The organism is Cryptosporangium arvum DSM 44712, from assembly GCF_000585375.1.
GTDB classification, from domain to species: Bacteria; Actinomycetota; Actinomycetes; order Mycobacteriales; family Cryptosporangiaceae; genus Cryptosporangium; species Cryptosporangium arvum.
Genome location: NZ_KK073874.1, coordinates 7,120,984 through 7,144,651, shown reverse-complemented (window position 1 = coordinate 7,144,651; position 23,668 = coordinate 7,120,984). Strand labels below are relative to the sequence as shown.

The 23,668-nt window shown below is 71.6% G+C and carries 18 protein-coding genes; all 18 read left to right on the top strand.

Features of this window, described 5'->3' with window-relative positions; all coding sequences use genetic code 11:
• Positions 1-233: 233 nt before the first annotated feature.
• The 18 genes from leuS (at position 234) to CRYAR_RS32580 (ending at position 22,660) form a co-directional block, all read left to right on the top strand.
• A complete protein-coding gene (gene leuS / locus CRYAR_RS32670) occupies positions 234-3,101 on the top strand; it encodes a leucine--tRNA ligase (protein WP_035857068.1) in 2,868 nt (955 codons plus the stop codon).
• Between the two features lie 300 nt (positions 3,102-3,401).
• Positions 3,402-3,833 carry a division/cell wall cluster transcriptional repressor MraZ gene (gene mraZ / locus CRYAR_RS32665; RefSeq protein ID WP_035857067.1) on the top strand — a complete coding sequence of 144 codons (432 nt, stop codon included), beginning with the start codon at positions 3,402-3,404 and terminating at the stop codon, positions 3,831-3,833.
• A gap of 187 nt (positions 3,834-4,020) precedes the next feature.
• The gene (gene rsmH / locus CRYAR_RS32660) at positions 4,021-5,043 is read left to right on the top strand and encodes a 16S rRNA (cytosine(1402)-N(4))-methyltransferase RsmH (protein ID WP_051571248.1); all 1,023 of its coding nucleotides are present in this window, start codon (positions 4,021-4,023) and stop codon (positions 5,041-5,043) included.
• Between the two features lie 4 nt (positions 5,044-5,047).
• Complete coding sequence (gene ftsL, locus CRYAR_RS32655) at positions 5,048-5,713, top strand: cell division protein FtsL (protein ID WP_157018258.1); 666 nt, start codon at positions 5,048-5,050, stop codon at positions 5,711-5,713.
• An 818-nt stretch (positions 5,714-6,531) separates the two neighbouring features.
• The gene (locus tag CRYAR_RS32645; RefSeq protein WP_035868593.1) at positions 6,532-8,385 is read left to right on the top strand and encodes a peptidoglycan D,D-transpeptidase FtsI family protein; all 1,854 of its coding nucleotides are present in this window, start codon (positions 6,532-6,534) and stop codon (positions 8,383-8,385) included.
• Between the two features lie 16 nt (positions 8,386-8,401).
• The gene (locus CRYAR_RS32640) at positions 8,402-9,928 is read left to right on the top strand and encodes a UDP-N-acetylmuramoyl-L-alanyl-D-glutamate--2,6-diaminopimelate ligase (RefSeq protein WP_211247751.1); all 1,527 of its coding nucleotides are present in this window, start codon (positions 8,402-8,404) and stop codon (positions 9,926-9,928) included.
• Positions 9,925-11,373 (top strand): UDP-N-acetylmuramoyl-tripeptide--D-alanyl-D-alanine ligase, encoded by a 1,449-nt coding sequence (locus CRYAR_RS32635; protein WP_035857066.1) that lies wholly within the window; start codon positions 9,925-9,927, stop codon positions 11,371-11,373. The genes CRYAR_RS32640 and CRYAR_RS32635 overlap by 4 nt, the downstream gene beginning before the upstream one ends.
• Entirely contained in the window at positions 11,370-12,446 is a 1,077-nt protein-coding gene (mraY, locus tag CRYAR_RS32630) for a phospho-N-acetylmuramoyl-pentapeptide-transferase (protein WP_035857065.1), read from the top strand. Before CRYAR_RS32635 ends, mraY begins: the two co-directional genes overlap by 4 nt.
• Positions 12,443-13,825 (top strand): UDP-N-acetylmuramoyl-L-alanine--D-glutamate ligase, encoded by a 1,383-nt coding sequence (gene murD, locus CRYAR_RS32625; RefSeq protein ID WP_035857064.1) that lies wholly within the window; start codon positions 12,443-12,445, stop codon positions 13,823-13,825. The genes mraY and murD overlap by 4 nt, the downstream gene beginning before the upstream one ends.
• Positions 13,826-13,827: 2 nt before the next feature.
• Entirely contained in the window at positions 13,828-15,156 is a 1,329-nt protein-coding gene (gene ftsW, locus CRYAR_RS49875) for a putative lipid II flippase FtsW (protein ID WP_084701248.1), read from the top strand.
• Positions 15,153-16,265, top strand: coding sequence for a UDP-N-acetylglucosamine--N-acetylmuramyl-(pentapeptide) pyrophosphoryl-undecaprenol N-acetylglucosamine transferase (locus CRYAR_RS32615; RefSeq protein ID WP_035857063.1), 1,113 nt, complete (start codon positions 15,153-15,155; stop codon positions 16,263-16,265). The genes ftsW and CRYAR_RS32615 overlap by 4 nt, the downstream gene beginning before the upstream one ends.
• A complete protein-coding gene (murC, locus tag CRYAR_RS32610; RefSeq protein ID WP_035857061.1) occupies positions 16,262-17,689 on the top strand; it encodes a UDP-N-acetylmuramate--L-alanine ligase in 1,428 nt (475 codons plus the stop codon). Before CRYAR_RS32615 ends, murC begins: the two co-directional genes overlap by 4 nt.
• 46 nt (positions 17,690-17,735) lie before the next feature.
• On the top strand, positions 17,736-18,512 hold the full coding sequence (locus tag CRYAR_RS32605) for a cell division protein FtsQ/DivIB (protein ID WP_035857060.1): 777 nt from the start codon (positions 17,736-17,738) through the stop codon (positions 18,510-18,512).
• 350 nt (positions 18,513-18,862) lie between these two features.
• A complete protein-coding gene (ftsZ, locus tag CRYAR_RS32600) occupies positions 18,863-20,038 on the top strand; it encodes a cell division protein FtsZ (protein WP_035857059.1) in 1,176 nt (391 codons plus the stop codon).
• On the top strand, positions 20,035-20,790 hold the full coding sequence (locus tag CRYAR_RS32595) for a YggS family pyridoxal phosphate-dependent enzyme (RefSeq protein ID WP_035857058.1): 756 nt from the start codon (positions 20,035-20,037) through the stop codon (positions 20,788-20,790). The genes ftsZ and CRYAR_RS32595 overlap by 4 nt, the downstream gene beginning before the upstream one ends.
• Before the next feature lie 70 nt (positions 20,791-20,860).
• Positions 20,861-21,463 carry a cell division protein SepF gene (locus CRYAR_RS32590; RefSeq protein WP_035857057.1) on the top strand — a complete coding sequence of 201 codons (603 nt, stop codon included), beginning with the start codon at positions 20,861-20,863 and terminating at the stop codon, positions 21,461-21,463.
• A 14-nt stretch (positions 21,464-21,477) separates the two neighbouring features.
• Positions 21,478-21,777: a YggT family protein gene (locus CRYAR_RS32585; RefSeq protein WP_035857056.1), complete on the top strand. Its 300-nt coding sequence runs from the start codon at positions 21,478-21,480 to the stop codon at positions 21,775-21,777.
• Between the two features lie 43 nt (positions 21,778-21,820).
• Positions 21,821-22,660, top strand: coding sequence for a DivIVA domain-containing protein (locus tag CRYAR_RS32580; RefSeq protein ID WP_035857055.1), 840 nt, complete (start codon positions 21,821-21,823; stop codon positions 22,658-22,660).
• Positions 22,661-23,668 lie beyond the last annotated feature (1,008 nt).

Here is a 23,668-nt window from a genome sequence, read left to right as displayed (position 1 = left end):
ACCCATGGTGAGCGCCGAGGTTCCAACCCCCGTGGCCGGTCCCTGCCGCAAGGGTGCCGGGCTCCTTATCGTGCCGTGCTGACGCGCGGCTGATCCGTCGGTCGTGCTGCCTGAACAGCAGCCGGACGGAGTAGCCACCACGCGATCGGTCAGCACGGCGACCCCTCCATAGCGAGGGGTTTTTTCGTGTCTCGAGCCCGCCACTATCCAGCCTTCAGTCAAGGAATCCCACGATGAGCGAGCAGAACTCCACCGACGCGCCCGCGCACCGCTATACGGCAGCGCTGGCCGCAGCGATCGAGGAGCGCTGGCAGGACCGCTGGGAGGCCGACGGCACGTTCCACTCGCCGAACCCCTCCGGTCCGCTGGCCGCTCCGTCGCCGGGTTGGCACAACGACGGCGGCAAGCCGATGTTCGTCATGGACATGTTCCCGTACCCGTCCGGCGCCGGGCTGCACGTCGGCCACCCGCTGGGGTACATCGGCACCGACGTCTACGCGCGCTACCACCGGATGCTGGGCTACAACGTCCTGCACCCGATGGGTTTCGACGCGTTCGGCCTGCCCGCCGAGCAGTACGCGGTGCAGACCGGCACTCACCCCCGCAAAACCACCGACGAGAACATCGACCGGTACAAGGCGCAGCTGCGTCGGCTGGGGTTCGGCCACGACAGCCGCCGCCAGCTGGCCACCACCGACGTCACCTACTACCGCTGGACGCAGTGGATCTTCCTGCAGATCTACAACTCCTGGTACGACGCCGAGGCCGGCAAGGCCCGTCCGATCGAGGAGCTGGAGGCGGAGTTCGCCGCCGGCGCCCGGACGGCCCCCGGCAAGGCCTGGGACGAACTGGACCGCACGGGCCAGCGCCGGCTGATCGACTCGCATCGCCTGGCCTATCTGTCCGAGGCGCCGGTCAACTGGTGTCCCGGCCTGGGCACCGTGCTGGCCAACGAGGAGGTCACCGCCGACGGGCGCTCCGAGCGTGGCAACTTCCCGGTCTTCAAGCGTCGGCTGCGGCAGTGGATGATGCGCATCACCGCCTACGCCGACCGGCTGGCCGACGACCTGGACCAGGTGGACTGGCCGGAGTCGATAAAGGTCATGCAGCGCAACTGGATCGGACGCTCGACCGGTGCGTACATCGACTTCGCGATAAGCGACGCCGCGCCCAAGAAGCGGCACAGTGCCCCGAACGCGCCCATCCGGGTGTTCACCACCCGGCCCGACACCGTGTTCGGTGCCACCTACCTGGTCGTGGCGCCGGAGCACCCACTGCTGGACGCGATCGTCCCGGACGAATGGCCGGCCGACGTGCCGCCGGCGTGGAAGACCGCTGACGACCCCTCCACCGCCGTCGCCGCCTACCAGGCCCAGGCCGCGGCCAAGTCCGACATCGAGCGGTCCGCCGACGCGCGCAAGAAGACCGGTGTCTTCACCGGCTCCTACGCGGTCAACCCGGTCAACGGCGCGAAGGTCCCGGTGTTCGTCGCCGACTACGTGCTGACCGGCTACGGCACCGGCGCGATCATGGCGGTGCCCGGCCAGGACGAGCGTGACTGGGAGTTCGCCGAGGTCTTCGACCTGCCGATCGTCCGCACCGTGCAGCCCAGCGAGGGCTTCGACGGCAAGGCGTTCACCGGTGACGGTCCGGCGATCAACTCCGGCTTCCTGGACGGGCTGGGTGTCGCCGAGGCCAAGGCCCGGATCATCGACTGGCTGGTCGAGAACAACCACGGCGAGGCCACCACGACGTACAAGCTGCGCGACTGGCTGTTCAGCCGGCAGCGCTACTGGGGCGAGCCGTTCCCGGTGCTGTACGACGAGGACGGGCTGCCGGTCGCGGTGCCGGAGTCGATGCTGCCGATCGTCCTGCCGGAGATCGACGACTACGCGCCGCGGACGTTCGACCCCGATGACGCCGACACCGACCCGGAGCCGCCGCTGGCGCGGGCCGACGAGTGGGTGAACGTCACGCTGGACCTGGGCGACGGCCCGAAGCAGTACCGTCGCGAGACCAACACGATGCCGCAGTGGGCCGGCTCGTGCTGGTACGAGCTGCGTTACCTGGACCCGTCCGACGAGGCCGAGTTCGTCGACCCGGCGAACGAGCAGTACTGGATGGGCCCGACGGCGGCGAAGCCCGCCGGCGGCGTCGATCTGTACATCGGCGGCGTCGAGCACGCCGTGCTGCACCTGCTGTACGCGCGGTTCTGGCACAAGGTGCTGTTCGACCGCGGGCACCTGCGCTCGTCCGAGCCGTTCGGCCGCCTGTACAACCAGGGCTACATCCAGGCGTTCGCCTACACCGACGCGCGGGGCGCCTACGTGCCCGCCGACGAGGTGGCGGAGCAGGACGGCACCTACACCTGGCACGGCCAGCCGGTGAACCGCGAGTACGGCAAGATGGGCAAATCCCTGAAGAACGTCGTCACTCCCGACGACATGTGCGCCGAGTACGGCGCCGACACGTTCCGGGTGTACGAGATGTCGATGGGCCCGCTGGACGTCTCGCGTCCGTGGGAGACCCGGGCGGTCGTCGGCTCGATGCGGTTCCTGCAGCGGCTGTGGCGCACCGCGGTCGACGAGGAGACCGGTGAGCTGCGGGTCGGCGACGAGGAGGCCGACGACGCGACCAAGCGGCTGCTGCACCGGACCATCGACGGCGTCCGGGGCGACCTGGAAGGGCTGCGCACCAACACCGCGGTCTCGAAGCTGATCGAGCTGACCAACCAGGTGACGTCGGTCTACTCCGGGAAGGCCGCGACGCCGCGCGAGGTCGTCGAGCCGATGGTGCTGATGGTCGCGCCGTTCGCCCCGCACCTGGCCGAGGAGCTGTGGGCGAAGCTGGGCCACGAGGAGACGCTGACCTACCACTCGTTCCCGGTCGCCGACCCGGCTCTGCTGACCGCGGCCGAGATCGAATACCCGGTGCAGGTCAACGGCAAGGTGCGGGGCCGCATCACGGTTCCGGCCGACGCCGATCAGGCCGCGGTGGGCGCCGCCGCGCTGGCCGAGCCCAAGGTCGCCGCCTTCCTGGGCGGCAAGGAGCCCCGCAAGCTGATCGTCGTGCCGGGCCGGATCGTGACGGTCGTCGTCTAGTAAGAGTGATGTAGTTCACCGGGCCGGTGCCCCCGAGTGGTCGGGGTCACCGGCCCGAAGTGTGTTAGCGCCCGGGAACCCCATTCGCTGCACTTCCCGATGCACACCGGAGGGGTGGTAGGGGAGAGCTCCCTCGGGGTGCCAACTCGCCCCACTCACGCTCCACCACGCTGACCTGCGAAGACATCCGTGTGACACCTGGCGGCTACGGGTTTGAGTCGTTGACGGTGGGGGGAAGTGGAGTACAGTGGGGCGTGATGGAGCGTCTGGGATGCTCTTATCCAGGGGGAGGCGGGTGCCGTGTTCCTTGGCACGCACACGCCCCGACTGGATGACAAGGGTCGGCTCTTCCTGCCGGCGAAGTTCCGCGACGAGCTGGCTGGAGGACTGGTGGTGACGAAAGGGCAGGAACGATGCCTCTTCGTCTTCCCGATGACCGAATTCAGCCGAGTCGCCGAGCAGCTTCGCGCGGCTCCGATGACGCACAAGGCTGCCCGGGCCTACAGCCGGGTGTTTTTCGCCAGCGCACACGACGAAGTCCCTGACCGGCAGGGGCGCATCACGATCCCCGCCCATCTCCGGGAGTACGCCGGTCTCGACCGGGACTGCGTGGTGATCGGGGCGAGTACCAGGGTCGAAATTTGGGATCGGCAGGCGTGGGACAACTACCTCGCCGAGTCCGAGGAAGCGTTCGCAGAGGTCGAAGAGGAGGTGCTGCCCGGGATTTTCTGACCGCGGCGAGTTTCGTTCGGGGCCGGCCGAGTCCCGTGACGTGAGGTCTCCAGCCGCTTGGCGATACTCCTGGCGCACCTTCCCCGGCGCCAGGCCACGCGAAGCGGATGGGGACCTGGCGACACGGTGAGCGACCCGGCCCCTTCGTACACCGGATGCGACCGGGCACCGGATCCAAGGGGGCGGCATGGCCGAGGAGGAGACTCATCCTCAGTCCGGCATTTCCCCGCATTCCCAGATACACCGCCCGGTCTTGCTCGACCGCTGCCTGGAACTGCTCGCGCCCGTCCTGAGCCGCCCCGGCGCGGTGGTGGTCGACGGCACGCTCGGCCTCGGCGGCCACACGGCCGCGATGCTCGAGGCCCATCCCGACGCGACCGTGATCGGTATCGACCGCGATCCCGACGCGTTGCGTCGCGCCGCCGAACGCCTCGGTGCCGACGCGAGCCGCGTCCACTTCGTCCACGCGGTGTACGACCGGATCTCCGACGCCCTGGAGCAGGCCGGCGTCTCGTCGGCGGACGGGTTCCTGTTCGATCTCGGGGTCTCGTCCCTGCAGCTCGACGAGGACGACCGCGGCTTCTCGTACGCCCGGGACGCGCCCCTCGACATGCGGATGGACACGTCACGCGGGATCACCGCGGCCGACGTGCTCAACACGTACTCGCACGGCGACCTGGCCCGGATCCTGCGGGCGTACGGCGAGGAGAAGTTCGCGCCGCGGATCGCGTCGGCAGTTCTGCGCGAGCGGGAGACCACGCCGCTGCAGTCCAGCGCGCGGCTCGTCGAACTCGTGCGTAACGCGATCCCGGCGGCGGCCCGCCGCACCGGGGGCAATCCGGCCAAGCGGACGTTCCAGGCGCTGCGCATCGAGGTCAACGGCGAGTTGGACGCGCTGCGCGACGCGTTGCCGGCCGCGCTGGACGCCGTCCGGCCGGGTGGGCGCATCGTCGTGATGTCGTACCAGTCGTTGGAAGACCGGCTGGTCAAGCAGGCGTTCGCCGAGGTCACCCGGGATCGCACCCCGGCCGAGCTGCCGGTGCCGCTCCCGGAGTACGCGCCGAGCTTCCGGAACCTGACCCGCGGCGCCGAAGTCGCGAGCCCGGCGGAGATCGCCGCGAACCCCCGAGCCGCATCGGTGCGGCTACGAGCAGTCGAACGTCTTTCCCAGGCTCGTGAGACCGAACAACTTCCAGCGAGGGCGAGGTGACATGATGTCGAGCTCACGTGCCGGCCTGCGGTCGCGTCCGGGTGTGGTCCGAGAAGGACGCCCGCTGCCGAAGAACACGGCGACGAAGGCCGCGCGGTCGGCCCGGCCGACAGCGGCCCAGCGACGCCGGGAGGCGACGCCGATCAGTGTGCCGCCCTCGCCGTCCACGCCGACCCGGCGGGTGACCGCCGGGTCACGGGCTCCGTTCATCGTGCTCGTGCTCGTGCTGGCCGCCGGTGGGTTGATCGGGTTGGTGCTGCTCAACACCGCGGTGAACGAGAACGCGTTCCGGCTGCACGACCTGGACACCGAGCAGTCGCGCCTGGACAAGGAGGAGCAGCGGCTCCAGCAGGCGCTGCAGGATCAGGAGTCGCCGAAGAAGCTGGCCGACCGGGCCAAGGATCTGGGGCTGGTGCCGGCGGGGGACCCCGGGTTCGTCGTGCTGCCCGAGGGGAAGGTCGTGGGGACGCCGGTTCCGGCCAAGGCTCCGCCGTCGCCCACTCCGTCCGCGGCCTCGCCCCGTACCTCGTCGTCCCCGTCCTCGGGCGCCGGAACCGACGCCACGGCCGGGGACGCGACGTCCGAGGACGCGACGGGCGGGGACGACGCGGACGCCAGTGGTGCGGACGGTGACGGCGGGACCACCCCGACGCCGTCGGCGGGCCGGTGATGGCGCCACCGCCGCCGCGTGACGGGCGTCGGAAGCCCGGTGGGTCCGGACGGCCCGCGCGCGGGAACCCCGCGGACGAGAACCCGGCGGACGAGAACGTCGTGCCGTTCCGGCCCCGCGAATCGGGTGGGTCGCGGGAGCCGGGTGGGTCGCGGTCCCGGGAGGGGCGGAGCCGGCTCTCCGAGGCGCAGCAGTACCACCCACGGGGCCGCACGGTCCGGGAGAGCGCCGAGTCCGCCCGCACCCCTCGCCAGCCCGCCGCCGGCTCCGGCCGCGCCCGCGGCTCGACCGCGTCCGGGACGGCCGCCGAGAGCGGAGGGGTGGAAGCCCGCTCCGGCTCGACCGGCCGCTCGACCGGTGCCCGCACCGGAAGCACCACCCGCTCCACCTCGGCCCGCACCACCTCCACGACCAGTGCCTCCGCCCGCGGCTCGTCCGCAGGCGGCACCGGCCGTGGGTCGTCCAACGGCGGTACCGGCCGTGGGTCGGGAAGCGGCGGCACCGGCCGTGGGTCGGGAAGCAGCGGCACCGGCCGTGGGTCGTCCAACGGCGGTACCGGCCGTGGGTCGGGAAGCAGCGGCACCAGCCGTGGGGCGGGAAGCGGCGGTACTGGCCGTGGTGGGTCCTCCAGCGGCGGTACCGGCCGTGCGTCGGGGACTGGCGGCACCGGCCGTGGCGGGTCCTCGAGCAGCGCCTCCGGCCGAGAGGGCTCGGCGCGCGGCACGACCGGGCGTGGCACCACCGGGCGTGGCGCCACCGGGCGTGGATCGACGGCGCGTGCATCCACCGCGCGCGGATCGACGGCCCGTGGCGGGACCGTGCGGCGTGGCGGCACCGTGCGGCGCACCGGCCGCAGCGTCACCACCCGGCACGCGGAAGGCCCGCCACCCCCTCGCCGGCGTCAGCTCCACCCCCCGTCCCGCCGTTCGCGTGGCATCGCCCGCCTCGGCAATCCGGGCGTCCGCCTCCGCGTCAGCCTCGCCGTGCTGCTGGCGCTCTTCGCCGCGGTCGGCGGCCGCCTCGTGCAGATCCAGTCCACCGAGGGCTCCCAGTACGCCGCGCTCGCCGCCGACTCCCGCCGCGCCAGCGTCGAGATCTTTGCCCCGCGGGGCTCGATCTTCGACCGTGACGGCAACGTCCTCGCGCAGGACGTGCAGGGTGCCACGATCGCGGCCGACCCCGGGTACATCAAGAACCCCGGCGAGGTCGCCGCAGCCGTGGCCCCGGTGCTGGGCATGACCGTCGCGGCCGTCGCCGAGAAGCTCTCCCGCGACACCCACCCCGACGGCACCAAGAACCGCTACGTCGTCCTGAAGAAGAAGGTGCCGCTCGCGGTCGGCGACCGGATCAACGCGCTCCGGGAGAAGATCCCGGGCCTGATCGTCCAGGAGGACCAGGTCCGCGAGGTGCCAGGCGGTCCGTTCGCGGCGAACCTGCTCGGGTACACCGGCGTCGACGGCACCGGCCTGGCCGGCCTCGAGTCGAGCTACAACGAGCTGCTCGAGGGCGTCAACGGCGAGCGGATCTACGACGAGGGAACCGGCGGTCAGGAGATCCCGGACGGCTACCACAAGACCACGCCGGCGAAAGCGGGCTCCGATCTCGTCCTCACGATCGACCGGGACCTGCAGTACCAGACCCAGAAGCTGCTGGCCGAGCGCGTGGCGGCCACGAAGGCCTACATGGGCACCGCGATCGTCATGGACGCCCACACCGGTGAGATCCTCGCGATGTCGAGCGTGCCGACCTACGACGCGTCCGATCCGAGGACCGCGAAGAAGGGCACGACGCTCGACCTGGCCACCGCGGCGGTCGTCGAGCCCGGCTCGGTCCACAAGGCCCTGACGGTGGCCGGCGGCCTGGACGCCGGGGTGATCGAGCCGGACTCGATCCTCACGCTGCCGGAGACGGTCACCAAGGGCGGCTACACCTACCGGGACACCCACAAGCACGCGAAGCCGGACTACACGCTGATGGGCATCCTCGCCCAGTCCAGCAATGTCGGCACGATCGAGATCGCCGACCGGCTCGGGGCCAAGCGCCTCTACGACTACCAGCGTGCGTTCGGGCTGGGCAGCAAGACCGGCGTCGGGCTGCCCGGCGAGTCCGCGGGCATCGTCCAGCCGCCGACGAACTGGAGTGGTTCGTCGGCGGGCTCGATCCCGATCGGGCTCGGGGTGGCGGTGACCCCGCTGCAGATGACCGCGCTCTACGCGACGCTGGCCAACGGCGGCATGAAGGTCCAGCCGACGCTGGTCAAGAGCGTCGTGGGGGCGGACGGCACCGCCAAGCCCACCGAGCGGGCGAAGCCCAAGCGGGTCGTGAGCAAGGAGGCCGCGGACACCGTGGTCCGGGACATGACCGCCATCGCCACCGGCGAGGGCACGGCGCCGCTGGCGGCGGTTCCCGGCTACATCGTCTCCGGCAAGACCGGCACCGGCTCGCGGGCCGAGGGCAACCGTTATCTGGACGGCAACGTGACGTCGTTCATCGGTATCGTTCCGGCCGATTCGCCCCGATACGTGATCAGCGTGATCGTGCACACGCCCAGTAACGGGGTCGGGGGGGCGATTGCCGGGCCGACCTTCGCTGACCTGGCCGGATTCACGCTCCGGCGCTACGGGGTGTCACCATCCGGCGTCCCGGCCCCACCGATCACCTTGTACAGGTAGGTCGGCGGTAGGGTCTGTGGCCGTGTCCAACGCCAGCGTCCCGCGGCCTGCGTCCCCGGCAGCCGTTCCGGTGACGGAACTCGCCGGGCTCGTCGGCGGCAGTACCACCGGTGACGCGGTCGTCACCGGTGTCACCCATGACAGCTCAGCCGTTCGTCCCGGCGATCTCTTCGCGGCGCTCCCGGGCGCACGCACGCACGGGGCCCGGTTCGCGGCCCGCGCGGTCGAAGCCGGAGCGGTGGCCGTTCTCACCGACCCCGCAGGCGCCGAGTCCGTCCACGGTGTCCCGGTGCTCCTCGTCGACGATCCGCGGGCGGTGCTCGGCACCGTCAGCGCCCGTGTCTACGGCGACCCCAGCGCCGCGCTGACCGTCGTCGGCATCACCGGCACGAACGGCAAGACCACCACCGCCTACCTGGTCGAGGCCGGCCTGCGCGCCGCCGGGCACGTCACGGCCCTGCTGGGGACCGTGGAGACCCGCATCGCGGGCGAGCGCCTGGCGTCGGCGCGGACCACCCCGGAAGCGCCCGACCTGCAGGCGTTGCTCGCGGTCGCCCGGGAACGCGGTGTCACCGCGGTGGTGATGGAGGTCTCCAGCCACGCGCTCGCGCTGGACCGGGTGGCCGCGGTGCGGTTCGCGGTCGGCGCGTTCACCAACCTCGGCGTCGACCACCTGGATTTCCACGCCGACGTCGAGGACTACTTCCAAGCCAAGGCCCGGCTGTTCGACGGCCGCTCCGAGCGCGTGGTGGTCAACGTCGACGACGCCGCGGGCCGGCGTCTCGTGCGCCCGGGAGTGATCACGGTCTCGGCGGCCGGCGCGCCCGACGCCACCTGGCGGGTCGTCGAGCGCGGGCCGGACGGGTTCGTCCAGGACTTCGTCGTCGAGGGCCCCGACGGCGCGCACACCGCCGCCCGGGTCGCGATGCCCGGCGCCTACAGCATCGAGAACGCCGTGCTGGCGCTGGCCGTGCTGCGCTCGGTCGACGTGCCGCTGGCGACCGCGGTGGCGGGTGTGGCCGACGCCGGCCAGCTGCCGGGCCGCATGGAGCGGGTGACCGGGTCGGCGGCGGGTCCGGCCGGTGTGGTGGACTACGCGCACGACCCGGGTTCGGTCGCGGCCGCGCTGGCCGCGCTGCGCCCGGTCACGGCCGGAAAACTGATCTGTGTGCTGGGTTGCGGGGGCGACCGGGACGCCGGCAAGCGTCCGCTGATGGGCGAAGCCGCGGCTCGGGGAGCGGACGTGTTCGTCGCGACCGACGACAACCCGCGTTCCGAGGACCCGGCGACGATCCGCACCGCGATGCTGGGCGGCGTCGCCCGGGTACCGGCCGCGGAACGGGCCGAGGTCGTGGAAGTCGGTGACCGGGCGGCAGCGATCGCCGCCGCGGTCGAACAGGCCGGGCCGGGCGACTGCGTCGCCGTGCTGGGCAAGGGACATGAGCAGGGCCAGGAGGTCGCAGGAGTGGTGCACCCGTTCGACGACCGGGAGGTGCTCGCGGCCGCGCTCGCCGCCGTCGGCACCCGGGGAGCACGGGCATGATCGCGCTCACGCTGGCCGAGGTCGCGGCCGCGACCGACGGTGACCTCCGCAACGCCGACCCGGGCACGGTGGTGACCGGGACGGTCGAGTACGACTCGCGCCGGGTGACCGCGGGCGGGGTGTTCGTCGCGTTGACCGGCGAGCGTGTCGACGGCCACGACTTCGCGGCCGGCGCGGTCGAGGCCGGGGTGGCGGTGGTGCTGGCCACCCGCCCGCTGGACGGGGTGCCGTCGATCCTCGTCGACGACGCGCTCGTCGCCCTGGGCAAGCTGGCGCGCGCGGTCGTCGACCGCCTGCCCGACCTGACGATCGTCGGTGTCACCGGGTCCAGCGGCAAGACGTCCACCAAGGACCTGCTGGCCGCGGTGTGCGGACGCCTCGGCGCGACGGTGGCGCCGCCGGGGTCGTTCAACAACGAGCTCGGCCACCCGTGGACGGTGCTGCGTGCCGACGCCGACACCCGGTACCTGGTGCTGGAGAAGAGCGCGCGTGGCGTCGGGCACGTCCGGTGGCTCACCGAGGTCGCCCCGCCCCGGATCGGTGTGGTGCTCAACGTCGGCGCCGCGCACGCCGGGGAGTTCGGTTCGATCGAGGCGACCGCGCAGGCGAAGGGCGAACTGGTCGAGGCGCTGCCCGCGGAAGGGCTCGCGGTGCTCAACGCCGACGACGGCCGCGTGCGCGCGATGGCCTCGCGCACCAAGGCCCGGGTCGTGCAGGTGGGCCTGGCCCCCGACGCCGACGTGCGGGCGAGCGACGTCACGCTCGACGGCATCGGGCGCCCGGGCTTCACGATCCACGTGGGTGACGCCCGGGCGCACGTCCAGTTGAAGCTGCACGGCGAGCACCACGTCGGCAACGTGCTGGCGGCGGCCGCGGTCGGCCTCGAGCTGGGGCTCGGCCTGGACGAGGTCGCCGCGGTGCTGAGCGAGGCCACCCCGGTGAGCCGGCGCCGGATGGAGGTCACCGAGCGGGTCGACGGCGTGACGGTCGTCGACGACAGCTACAACGCGAACCCCGACTCGGTGCGCGCCGCGCTGAAGGCGCTGCGCGCGATGGCCACGCCGGCCCCGAACCAGGGCGAGGAGCCGCGCGGGCGGCGGCGGGTCTGGGCCGTCCTGGGCCACATGGCCGAGCTGGGCGAGACCAGCCGGGAAGAGCACGACGCGATCGGGCGGCTCGCCGTCCGGTTGGACATCGACCGTCTGGTCGTAGTGGGGCCCGACGCCGGCGCGATCCACGCCGGTGCGGTTCTGGAAGGGTCCTGGGGAGAGGAGTCGGTGCACGTGCCGGACGTGGACGCCGCGGTGGAGTTGCTGGGCAACCAGCTCGCACCGGGCGACGTGGTGCTGGTGAAGGGGTCCCGGTCGGCGCGGCTCGACCGCGTCGTGGACGCCCTGCTGGCCGGGCCGGTGGCCACGCCGGCGCCCGGGGGTGGCCGGGCGTGAGGAGTGTTCTGGCCGCGGCGTTCGTGGCCTTCGTCGTCTCCATCTTCGGTACGCCCGTCGCGATCCGATACCTGCACCGGCTGAAGTTCGGGCAGGAGATCCGCGAGGAGGGCCCCAAGCACCACCAGTCCAAGCGCGGTACGCCCACGATGGGCGGCATCGTCTTCATCCTCGCCACGGTCATCGCGTACGTGGTCGCCCAGATCGTCATCGGTGACCACCGGATCAGCCCGACCGCGGTGACGCTGCTCGGCCTCTTCGTCGGCATGGGCGCGGTCGGTTTCGTCGACGACTACATCAAGATCCGCAAGAAGCGCAGCCTCGGCCTGAACAAGCGGGGCAAGCTGATCGGCCAGGCCGTCGTCGCGGCCGCGTTCGCGTTCCTGGCGCTGAACCTGCCCGACGAGCAGGGCTACACGATCGCGTCGGAGAAGCTCTCGTTCATCCGGGACCTCGACTGGGCGCACCTCACCCAGGTCGGCGCGGCGCTGTTCTTCGCGTTCGTCGTGATCGCGGCGGCCAACGGCGTCAACCTCACCGACGGGTTGGACGGCCTGGCCACCGGCCCGTCGATCATGGTGCTGCTGGGCTACGTCCTGATCGGCTTCTGGCAGTACCGGCACATCTGCGGCGAGGTCGCCGGCCCGAACGGCTACTGCTACACGGTGCGCGACCCGCTCGACACCGCGCTGATCGCCGCGGCCGCGGCCGGTGCGCTGGCGGGGTTCCTGTGGTGGAACGCGCCCCCGGCCCGGCTGTTCATGGGCGACACCGGCGCGCTCGGCATCGGCGGCCTGATCGCCGGCCTGGCGCTCACCACCCGCACCACGCTGCTGCTGCTGATCCTCGGCGGGCTGTTCGTCATCGTGACGATGTCGGTCGTCATCCAGATCATCTCGTTCCGCAGCACCGGTAAACGGGTGTTCCGGATGGCGCCGCTGCAGCACCACTTCGAACTGGCGGGCTGGCAGGAGACCACGATCGTGGTCCGGTTCTGGATCATCGCGGGCTTCTTCGTCGCGGCCGGGCTCGGCATCTTCTTCGCCGACTACCTGAACGTGCTGCAGCAGTGACCGCGCGCTCCTGGTACCCGGGTCGCCACGTCCTCGTCGGCGGCACCGGCGTGACCGGTGCGGCGGTGACCCGTGCGCTGCAGTCGGTCGGCGCGCGGGTGACGGTGTTCGACCGGGTCGACTCGCCGGCCCTGCGTGCGATCCAGGAATCCGGTGCCGGGATCCTGATCGACCCGGCCGAGCTGCCCGGCGACACCGACCAGGTGATCGTCTCGCCGGGCTTCCGGCCGGACCATCCGCTGCTGGCCGGGCCGCTCGCCGCCGGGATCGAGGTGTTCAGCGAACCCGAGCTGGCCTGGCGCCTGCGCCCCGGCGACGTCCCCTGGCTCACCGTCACCGGCACCAACGGCAAAACCACGACCACGACCATGCTGGCGACGATCCTCGAGCGCGCCGGCCTGCGGACCACCGCCGTGGGCAACATCGGTGTGCCCCTGATCGATGCCGTCCTGGACCCCGAGCCCTACGACGTGCTCGCCGTCGAGCTGTCCAGCTACCAGCTGCACTGGTCCTCGACGCTGGCCCCGGCCGCCGCCGCGCTGCTCAACCTGGCCGACGACCACCTCTCGTGGCACGGCGACTTCGCGCGGTACGCGGCCGCGAAGGCGAAGCTCTGGCAGTTCCCGTCGACGGTCGCCGTCGGAAACGCCCAGGATCCCCGCGTGGCGGCGTTGCTCGCGACCGCACCCGGCACCGCCGTCGGGTTCACGCTCGAGGCGCCGCTGCCCGGCGAGTTCGGCGTCGTGCAGACGCTGCTCGTCGACCGCGCGTTCACCGCCGACCCGTCGCAGGCCTTCGAAGTGGGGTCGGTCACCGACGTCCGCCCGCCCGGTCCGCACAACGTCGCGAACGCGCTGGCCGCCGCCGCGCTGGCCCGCTCGCACGGCGTCGGCCCGGACGCCGTCGTCGCGGGGCTGGCGGAGTACCGGCCGGAGCCGCACCGCAACGCGTTCGTCGCCGAGAAGAACGGCGTGACCTGGGTCGACGACAGCAAGGCGACGAACCCGCACGCGGCCGAAGCGTCGTTGCGCGCCTACCCGCGCGTGGTCTGGGTCGCCGGCGGTCAGCTCAAGGGCGTCGACATCGCGCCGCTCGTCGAGACGGTCGCCGACCGGCTCGCCGGCGCGGTGCTGCTCGGCGTCGACCGGGCCGAGGTGGCGGACGCGCTGCGCCGACACGCCCCGCACGTCCCCGTGCGTGAGGTGGACAGGACCGATGATGGGGCCATGACCGATGTCGTGGCCGCCGCCGTCGCGCTGGCCGACCCCGGCGACACCGTGCTGCTCGCCCCGGCCGCGGCGTCGCTGGACATGTTCGGCAGCTACGCCGCCCGCGGGCTCGCCTTCGCCGACGCGGTCGAGAAGCTGCAGGACTCCTGACGATGGCGGCGCCGGCGGGCCTGGACCGGGATGCCCACGTCGCGCCCGGCCGGGCCGTCGGTGTGGTGGCCGGTCTGCTGCGCCGCCCGATGGCGTCGTACTACCTGCTGCTGGGGAGCGCGGGGCTGCTGCTGGGGCTCGGCTTGATCATGGTGCTCTCGGCCTCCAGCATCGACTCGTACGCCAACTCCGGGAGCGCGTTCACGCAGTTCACCAAGCAGCTCACGTTCGCGCTGCTCGGTATACCGGCGTTCTGGCTGGCGCTGCGCCTGCCGATGCGCCTGTGGCCGATGCTCGGCTGGCCGCTCGTCGTCGTCTCGATGATCCTGCTGGTGCTGTTGCCGTTCTTCGGCAAAGAGGTGAACGGCGCGAAGCTGTGGCTGGCGCTGGGCCCGATCCAGATCCAGCCGGTCGAGGTGGCCAAGCTCGCGCTGGCGCTGTGGGGTTCCGCGGTGCTCGTGCGCAAGCGTCCGCTGCTGACCGAGTGGCGGCACCTGGCGGTGCCGCTGCTGGCCGGGTCGGCGGTGCTGTTCGGCCTGGTGGGCCTGGAGGACTTCGGCGGCATGATGCTGCTGCTGTTCATCCTCGTCGCGCTGCTGTTCACCGCCGGGGTGCGGTTCCGGGTGTTCGCGACGCTCGGCGCGATCGCGTTCGTCGGCCTGGTGCCGCTGGTCGCCACGAAGCCCGAGCGCATCTCCCGGCTGACCTGCTTCACCGACCCGTTCGCCCACCAGGACACCTGCGGGTACCAGGTCGTGCGCGGCTTCTACTCGCTGGGTACCGGCGGCTGGCTCGGTCTCGGGCTCGGCCAGAGCCGGGAGAAGTGGGGCGGGCTGCCCGAGGCCCACAACGACTTCATCTTCGCGATCATCGGCGAGGAGCTCGGCGTCCTCGGCTGCCTCGTCGTCGTCCTGTTGTTCGGGGTGCTGACCTACGCCGGTATCCGGATCGCGTCCCGGGTGGACGACCCGTTCCGCCGGCTGGTCGCGTCCGCCGGTACGGTCTGGCTGGCCGGACAGGCGCTGGTGAACATGGGAGGCGTGGTGGGGCTGCTGCCGATCACCGGCGTCCCGCTGCCGCTGATGTCGGCCGGTGGCAGCTCGCTGGTGCTGACGATGTTCGTGATCGGCATGCTCGCCAGCTTCGCCCGCCACGAGCCCGAGGCCGTGCTGGCGCTGCACGCCCGCGGCCGGGCCTGGTGGGTGCGATGGTCGGGTATTCCGCTCCCGGAGCTGCCCGGGCGTCCGGGCCGGGCCCGGCAGGCGTTACGGTCGGGCCGGGCCGGGCGCCCATTAGGCCACTATCGGGCAAGGACAGGAGGTCGTCGGTGACGCCGTTGCGCTCCGTCGTCCTCGCCGGTGGCGGTACGGGCGGGCACATCGAGCCCGCGCTCGCACTGGCCGAATGCGTCCGGCGGTACCACCCCGATGCCCGGATCACCTGTCTCGGCACGCCCAAAGGGCTGGAAGCCGAGATCATCCCGGCCCGCGGCTGGGATCTCGAACTCGTCCCCGCGTATCCGCTGCCCCGCCGCCCGAACGCCGATCTGGCCCGGACGCCCGGCCGCGTCCGGCGCAGCGTCGCGGCTGTGACCGAGGTACTCGAACGGGTCGGCGCGGAGGTCGTCGTCGGGTTCGGCGGGTACGTCGCGCTCCCGGCCTACCTGGCCGCGCGCCGGGCGAAGCTGCCGCTCGTGGTGCACGAGGTCAACGATCCGGCCGGCATCGCCAACAAGGTCGGCGCCCGGCTGACGCCGTTCGTCGGCCTCGGCGGTGAGCACGTGACGCTGCGCAACGGAACCGTGGTGGGGGTGCCGCTGCGTTCCACGATCGCTTCGCTGGACCGGAGCGCCACGCGTGCCGCCGCCCGGGAGCACTTCGGGCTCGACCCGGACAAGCCGGTGCTGTTCGTCTCCGGTGGCTCCCAGGGCGCCCGCTCGCTCAACCTGGCGGTCACCGCCGCCGCACCCGCACTGGCCGCGGCGAACATTCAGGTGTTGCACGTCATCGGGGCCCGCAACACCCTCGACATCATGCCCGAGGCGACCGGTACGAAGTACGTGACGATGCCGTTCCTCGACCGGATGGACCTCGGTTACGCCGCCGCCGACCTGATGCTGTGCCGGGGCGGTGCGATGACCTGCGCGGAGGTCGCGGCGGTGGGGTTACCCGCGGTCTACGTCCCACTGCCGTGGGGCAACGGCGAACAACGACGTAATGCGCTGCCGGTGACGCGGGCCGGTGGAGGACTGCTGGTGGAGGACGCGGAGTTGTCCGCGTCGTGGCTGGAGGAGAACGTGATACCGCTGTTGGGTGAACCCGACCGGACAAGCGCCATGGGGCGCGCCGCCGCCGGATACGGTCGCCGGGACGGTGACGAGGCCCTGCTCGCGCTGGTGTACCAGGCGGTGCGGGAGAACCAACGGGAGGTGTCAGCATGACCGAAGACCTCTCGAGGCTCTCGGCGGAGGACCTGGGACGGGTCCACGTGATCGGCATCGGTGGCGTCGGCATGCTCGGCGTCGCGCGGCTGCTGCTCACCCGTGGCATCCCGGTCAGCGGCAGTGACATCAAGGAGTGGCCGGCGCTGGAGACGCTCCGTGCGCTCGGCGCGACGATCCAGCTCGGACAGACCGCCGGGAACGTCCACGGCGTCGACACGGTCGTGTACTCCACCGCGATCCCGGCCGACAACGTCGAGCTGGTCGAGGCCCGGCGGCTGGGCCTGCGGGTGCTGCACCGCGCCGAGGCGCTGGTCACCGCGATGAACGGCCGCCAGGTGATCGCGATCGCCGGGACGAACGGCAAGACCACGACGACGTCGATGGTCACCACCGTGCTGCAGCACTGCGGCGTCGACCCGTCGTTCTTCATCGGCGGCGAGTTCGCCGACGCCGGGGTCGGTGCGCACCACGGTTCCGGGCAGCACTTCGTGGTCGAGGCCGACGAGAGCGACCGATCGTTCCTGCTCTACTCGCCGTTCGTCGCGATCCTCACCAACCTCGAGGCCGATCACCTCAACACCTACGGCGACATGGCCGGCCTGGAGGCCGCGTTCCGCGAGTTCGTCGACCGCGTCCACCCGAAGGGCTTCGTGGTCGTCTGCGCCGACGACGCCGGGGCGGTCCGGCTGGGTGACTACGCCCGGTCCACCGGGCGTCAGGTCTTCTCCTACGGACGCTCCGAGGAAGCCGACCTGCGGCTGACCGAGGAGGCCGGTGACGTCGCCGGGACGTCCTACGTGGCCCGGCTGGCCGGCGAGAAGCTCGGCGCGGTCAGCGTGCCGGTGCCGGGCGGGTACCTGGCGCTGAACTCGGCCGCCGCGTTGCTGGCGGCGGTGAAGCTGGACCTCGACCCGGGCAAGGCCGTGGAGTCGCTCGGCCAGTTCCGGGGGGTGCGGCGCCGCTTCGAGCTCAAGGGCGTGGCGGCCGGCGTGCGGGTGTACGACGAGTACGCCTACCACCCGACGTCGATGACCGGTGCGCTCACGACGCTGCGCACGCTGGCCGGCACCGGGAGGCTGATCGTCGCGTTCCAGCCCTACCGGATGTACCGAACGGTCGCCTTCCAGGACGAGATCGCGCAGTCGCTGGCGCTGGCCGACGACGTCGTCGTGATGGAGGTCTTCGGGCCGGGGGAGGTGCGCGAACCCGGCCAGGGTGGCGCGCCGCTCGCCCGGGCGGTTCCGCTGCCCGCCGAGAACGTCGTGTTCGAACCATCGTGGTCGGCGGTGGCCGCCGAGGTGGTGAGCCGGGCCCGTCCCGGCGATCTGGTCGTGACGATGGGCGCGCCGCCGATCTCGATGCTGGGCACCGAGATCCTCGCCGCACTCGAGGAGCAGCCGGTGGGTCGGCACGCCCGGTGAGGGCCGCGTCGGTACGCTCGTCGTTCCCGTCGCGGAGGAGGCGAGCGTGACCGGCAAAGCCGATCGTCCGGCGCGGCGCTGGCGGCTCCGCCGGGACGCGGTCAACCCTTCGGCGCGGGCCGGGAGCCGGCGGGCGCTGCGGCGTAGTCGTCGCGGTCTGCGTGCGGTGGCGCCGTACGCGCTCGTCGCCGCGGTGGTCGCGGTCTCGTCGGTGGCGGTCTGGGCGTTGCTGGGTTCGGCGCTGCTCGGCGTCCGCACGATCTCCGTGCGGGGCGAGCGCACCGTCACCACCGAGCAGATCGCCCGCGCCGCCGCGATCCCGGTCGGGACGCCGCTGGCCCGGTTGGACACCGCCGCGGCGGCCGGCCGGATCGGGGCGTTGCCCGCGGTCGCGTCGGTCCAGGTGCAGCGGGCGTGGCCGAACACGGTGGTGGTGACGATCGCCGAGCGTCAGGCGGTGGCCGTGGCCGGGCGCGGGCGCAACTTCGTCCTGCTCGACCCGGGGGGCTTTCCGTTCCGGACGGTCACGAGCCGGCCGGCGGGGCTGCCGCTGATCCGGGTGTCCGATCCGAAGGCCGGCGATCCTTCGACCCGGGCCGCGTTGACCGTCGCGAGTGCCCTCACGCCCGACCTGCGCGAGTTGACGTCGATCGTGGTCGCGGCGAGCTCGCAGCGGGTCGAGGTGCGGCTCACCGACGGGCGGATGGTGTTCTGGGGCACATCGGCCGACAGTCCGCGCAAGGCGAAGATCGCTACCGCGCTGCTGGAGGAGTCGGGGAAGCGGATCGACGTCAGCGCTCCGGATGTCGTTACGGTTCGTTAGTTGAGTTTCGCGCTATAACTGGAGTGGCGGAACCGCACGGGGTGGCGGACCGTTCTCCTGTTGCGTAAGGCTTGACCTCGCCGACCGGTTGAGACCGGTCAACAACGATCACTTTGGACATTTATCTCTTCTAGGGAACAATGTGGCATTGATGGTCGGATAGGGGCGGGCGCGGCGATCCTCACGAGACACGCCCGCGTGGCTGCTTGAATCACGGCCGCGCAGACGCCTACCGTCCGACTACATCAACACTTGACATAACAGTAACGCTCTACTAGAGGGTGAGAGTTCGGCCACGTGACGCTGGCCTCCATCGCTCACGGGACCATGCTCACTAGGAAGGCACACCGATGACACCTCCGCACAACTACCTGGCGGTCATCAAGGTCGTCGGCATCGGCGGCGGCGGTGTCAACGCCGTCAACCGGATGATCGAGGTGGGCCTCAAAGGGGTCGAATTCATCGCGATCAACACCGACGCTCAAGCACTGCTGATGAGCGACGCCGACGTCAAGCTCGACGTCGGCCGCGAACTCACGCGGGGCCTCGGCGCGGGCGCGAACCCCGACGTCGGCCGGAAGGCCGCCGAGGATCACAAGGACGAGATCGAAGAGGTCCTCAAAGGCGCGGACATGGTGTTCGTCACCGCCGGCGAGGGTGGCGGCACGGGCACCGGCGGCGCGCCGGTCGTGGCCAGCATCGCGCGCAAGCTCGGCGCGCTGACCATCGGCGTGGTCACCCGGCCGTTCGCGTTCGAGGGCCGCCGTCGCGCGGTGCAGGCCGAGACCGGTATCGACGACCTGCGCAACGAGTGCGACACGCTGATCGTCATCCCGAACGACCGCCTGCTCTCCCTGGGCGACCGCGACATCAGCATGATGGACGCGTTCAAGATGGCCGACCAGGTGTTGCTGCAGGGTGTTCAGGGCATCACCGACCTGATCACCACGCCGGGTCTGATCAACCTGGACTTCGCCGACGTGAAGAGCGTCATGAGCGGGGCCGGGTCGGCGTTGATGGGAATAGGGAGTGCGCGCGGAGAGAACCGCGCCGTCGAGGCCGCCGAGGCCGCCATCTCCAGCCCGCTGCTGGAGGCCAGCATGGAGGGTGCGCACGGCGTGCTGCTCTCCATCGCCGGTGGGTCCGACCTGGGCCTGTTCGAGATCAACGAAGCCGCATCGCTGGTCGCGGACGCCGCGCACCAGGACGCGAACATCATCTTCGGTACCGTCATCGACGACGCGCTCGGCGACGAGGTGCGCGTGACGGTCATCGCGGCCGGGTTCGACAGCGGCGCACCGGCGTACCGGGCGGCGACGACCCGGGTCAGCTACGCCGAGCAGCACCAGCAGCGCTACACCGACCAGTCCGGCTACGCGCCGCGGCAGCCGGCCAACCAGCCCGTCTCGGCGGCGCCGGCCCCGGCTCCCGCTCCGCAGCCGCCGGCGCCGGAGCCCGCTCCGCAGCCCAAGCGCGTCATCTTCGACGACGTCGACGTCCCCGACTTCCTCAAGAACGGCGCGTGAGTTCTTCGTCGGAAGCCGTTCCGCCGGAAGCGTCGGCGGAACGGCGGGCGGAACTCGCGGCCGGTCTGGCCGACGTCAGGGAGCGCATCGCTGCCGCCTGTGCGGACGCGGGGCGCGACCCGGCCGGTGTGACGTTGATCGCGGTCACCAAGACGTGGCCGGCGTCCGACGTCGCGGCGCTGGCCTCACTCGGTGTGCGCGACGTGGCCGAGAACAAGGACCAGGAGGCCCGGGCGAAGTTCGCGTCGCTCGCGTCCCTGGACGTGCGCTGGCACTTCGTGGGGCAGCTGCAGCGCAACAAGGCGCGTTCGGTGGTGCGCTACGCCGACGTCGTGCACAGCGTCGACCGGCCCGAGCTGGTGACCGCGCTGGCCGGCGCGGCCTCGCGTCACCGGGAGAATCCGCTGGACGTTCTGCTCCAAGTGGACCTGGACGAGGGCTCGTCGGCCGGGCGGGGCGGTGTCGCGCCGTCCGCGGTGGCGTCGCTGGCGTCCGAGGTGGCCGCGTCGGGCTCGCTCCGTCTCGTCGGGCTGATGGCCGTCGCGCCGTTAGGCGCCGATCCCGACGCGGCCTTCGCCCGGCTGGCCGACGTGAGCGTCGCTCTCCGCAACGACCACGAGGACGCGACGTGGATTTCGGCGGGCATGAGCGGGGATCTGGAGTCGGCTGTGCGACACGGAGCGACTCATGTGCGTGTCGGATCGGCTTTGCTCGGGAAACGAGTGTCCGGACACGGTAGTGTGAGGCCTTGAAAAAGCGGAATCACACGGGTGTCATTTAGTTCGGTCGTATCTATCGCCGACGAGGAGGAGGGGGCGCTCCATGGGTGCATGGCGGAAGGCAGGCGTCTGGCTCGGCCTCGTCGAGGACGACCCGCGCTACGAGGACGGTCCGTACGAGGACGGTCGGTATGAGTCGCGGCGCTTCGACGATCGACGCTATGCGGATGACGATCTCGATACCTATGAGGACGAGTTCGAGGAGCCTGCGCCCCGGCCCACGCGCCTGGAGCGCACTCCGGCCCGGCCGGTCAGCCGTGTTCCGGTTACGCCGGCGCCGCCGACCCACGACAACCTCGCACTCGCGCCGCAGTTGTCACTTCGCGAGAGGGCGGTGGTGAGTGACGTGAGCGAGCCCGAAGAGACGTCGTATCGGATCACCACGCTTCATCCGACGAACTACAACGAAGCGCGGATGATCGGAGAGCAGTTCCGCAATCACATTCCGGTGATCCTGAACCTCACCGAAATGGATGAGGCGGATGCCAAGCGACTGGTTGACTTCGCGGCCGGACTCACCTTCGGCCTGCGCGGTAGCATCGAGCGTGTGACCAACAGGGTCTTCCTGCTCTCGCCGGCCAACGTCACCGTCACCGCGGAGGAAAAGGCTCGGATCGCCGAGGGCGGCTTCTTCAACCAGAGCTAAGGACGACGTACTCCGTGTTGCTCGTGTGGCAGCTTGCCTATCTGCTGCTCTACTTGTTCCTTTTGGTACTGCTTGGGCGACTTGTGGCGGAGTACGTGCTTGTCTTCGCTCGACGCTGGCGGCCGGGCCGCGCAGCGTCCGCGGCGCTCGAGGTCGTTTACAGCACTACCGATCCGCCACTCAAGGCGCTGCGTCGGGTGATCCCCCCGCTGAGGATCGGAAGCGTTAGCCTCGACCTCGGTTTCCTGTTGCTGCTCATGATCGTCACCATCCTCATGAGCGTGGTCCGACGGCTGTCCGAGACGGCATACTGACCGCACGCCGTCCAGCCACCCAGATGTGTCCGGAGGAGTTTCGATGCCGCTGACCCCCGCCGACGTTCATAACGTCGTCTTCAAGAAACCGCCGATCGGCAAGCGCGGTTACGACGAGGACGATGTCGACGCCTTCCTCGACGAGGTGGAGCGGGAGCTCGCCCGGCTGATCGAGGAGAACAACGACCTCAAGGCTCAGGTGGAGCGGGGCCGTACCGGTGGTCCGGCGGCGGCGCCCGTGGCACCGGCCGGCGGCGACCCCGACGTCCGTCGGCTGCACGCCGAGAACGGCGAGCTCAAGAACCAGGTCGAGCGTCTCCGTCAGGAGACCCAGCAGGCCAAGCAGGCCGCCGCGGCGGCGCAGCAGCAGGCCCAGAGCGCGCAGAGCCAGGTCACCAGCGGTGCCCTGCCCGCCGTGCCGGGTGGCGGCGGCGACGACCAGGGCGAGAAGGCCCTCCGCGTGCTGATGCTCGCGCAGCGCACCGCCGACGACCACGTCGCCGACGCGCGCCGCGAGGCCGACAAGCTGCTCTCCGAGGCCCGCGCCAACGCCGAGGAGCTCACCCGGGATGCCCGGGCGAAGGCCGAGGCCCTCGAGCGCGACGCGCGTCAGCGTCACCAGGAGGCCATGGGTGGCCTCGAGGCCAAGCGCACCGCGCTGCAGAAGCACATCGAGCAGCTCAAGGCGTTCGAGCGCGAGTACCGCACCCGTCTGAAGGCCTACCTGGAGAGCCAGCTGCGCGACCTCGAGGCGCGCGGTCAGGCCACCGAGGCCGAGATCAGCCGCGAGGGCGTCGGCACGTCCAGCCTTTCCGGTGCGTTCGGCGGGCCGCACAGTGGCCTGCCGCGCTCCGGGGACATCGCCGACACCCACGGTCGCTGACCCTGGGCCGCCATGGGCCGCCAGGATTCCGCTAAGCCGTGATCATCGTCAGCCTTCTCTTCGTCTGCGCGTCAGCCGTGCTATTGGGCGCGGGGGTCGTGCAGACGAGTGATGGCTTCGTTCTGGCCTCCATCGCAACCTGTCTGCTCGCGGGCGTGTTCCTGGCGTTCGGCATCCGCCGGCAACGCGCCCGTGTGGCAGCAGCGGCTGCGCCCGGAGAGCCGGAGACGAGCGCGGCTCCGGCGCTGTTACGGGTCAAAGCGGAGCGGCTCATCGCCGTGGAGGAGCCGGCCGATCAGCGGTCGGCTCCGGACGCGTCTTTCCGTCCCGACGCTCGGCGTCCGGACGACCAGCAGTACCGGCCTCCTTCGTCGGAGCGTCCTGTCTCTCCGGGTCGGCCGGACCTCTCCGGCCGGGCCGAGCGCGGCGGGTGGTCCGATCACCAGGGGCGGCCCGATCACCAGGGGCGGCCCGAGTACGCGACGCGGGCGGAGCAGCCGAGCCGGCCGGCACCGCCGCGGTCGCACGAGGAGTACCGGCCCGACTATCGCCACGAGCCGTACCGGCGCGCCGACCAGCAACCGGCGGCGGCGCAGGCGCGCTCGACTTCGGGTGGGCCCGCGCACGCGGCTTCGGGTGGGGCCGGGCATGCGGGTCCGGGCGGGCCTTCGCACGCGGGGTCGAGTGGGGGCGGGCAGACTTCGGGTGGGCCCGCGCACGCTTCGTCGGGTGCATCCGGGCACACTTCCCGGCCGTCCGACCCCTGGGCGGAGGCCGCGCGGCACAACCGGCAACAGCAGGTTCCGGGGCGGCCCGTCTCGCCCTCTTCGGTGCACCAGCCCACGGGTGGGCACCGGCCGCCGCACCCCCGCGAGGGTGACGTCGGCGACCGGGGCTACGGGTCCGGGCGCCCGAACCCTGGCGATATCGGCCACGGGGTTCCGACCCGGCCGTCGACGGAAGACCAGCAGTTCGGGGGCCATCCTCGGGCGCGCTCGGCACCGCCGC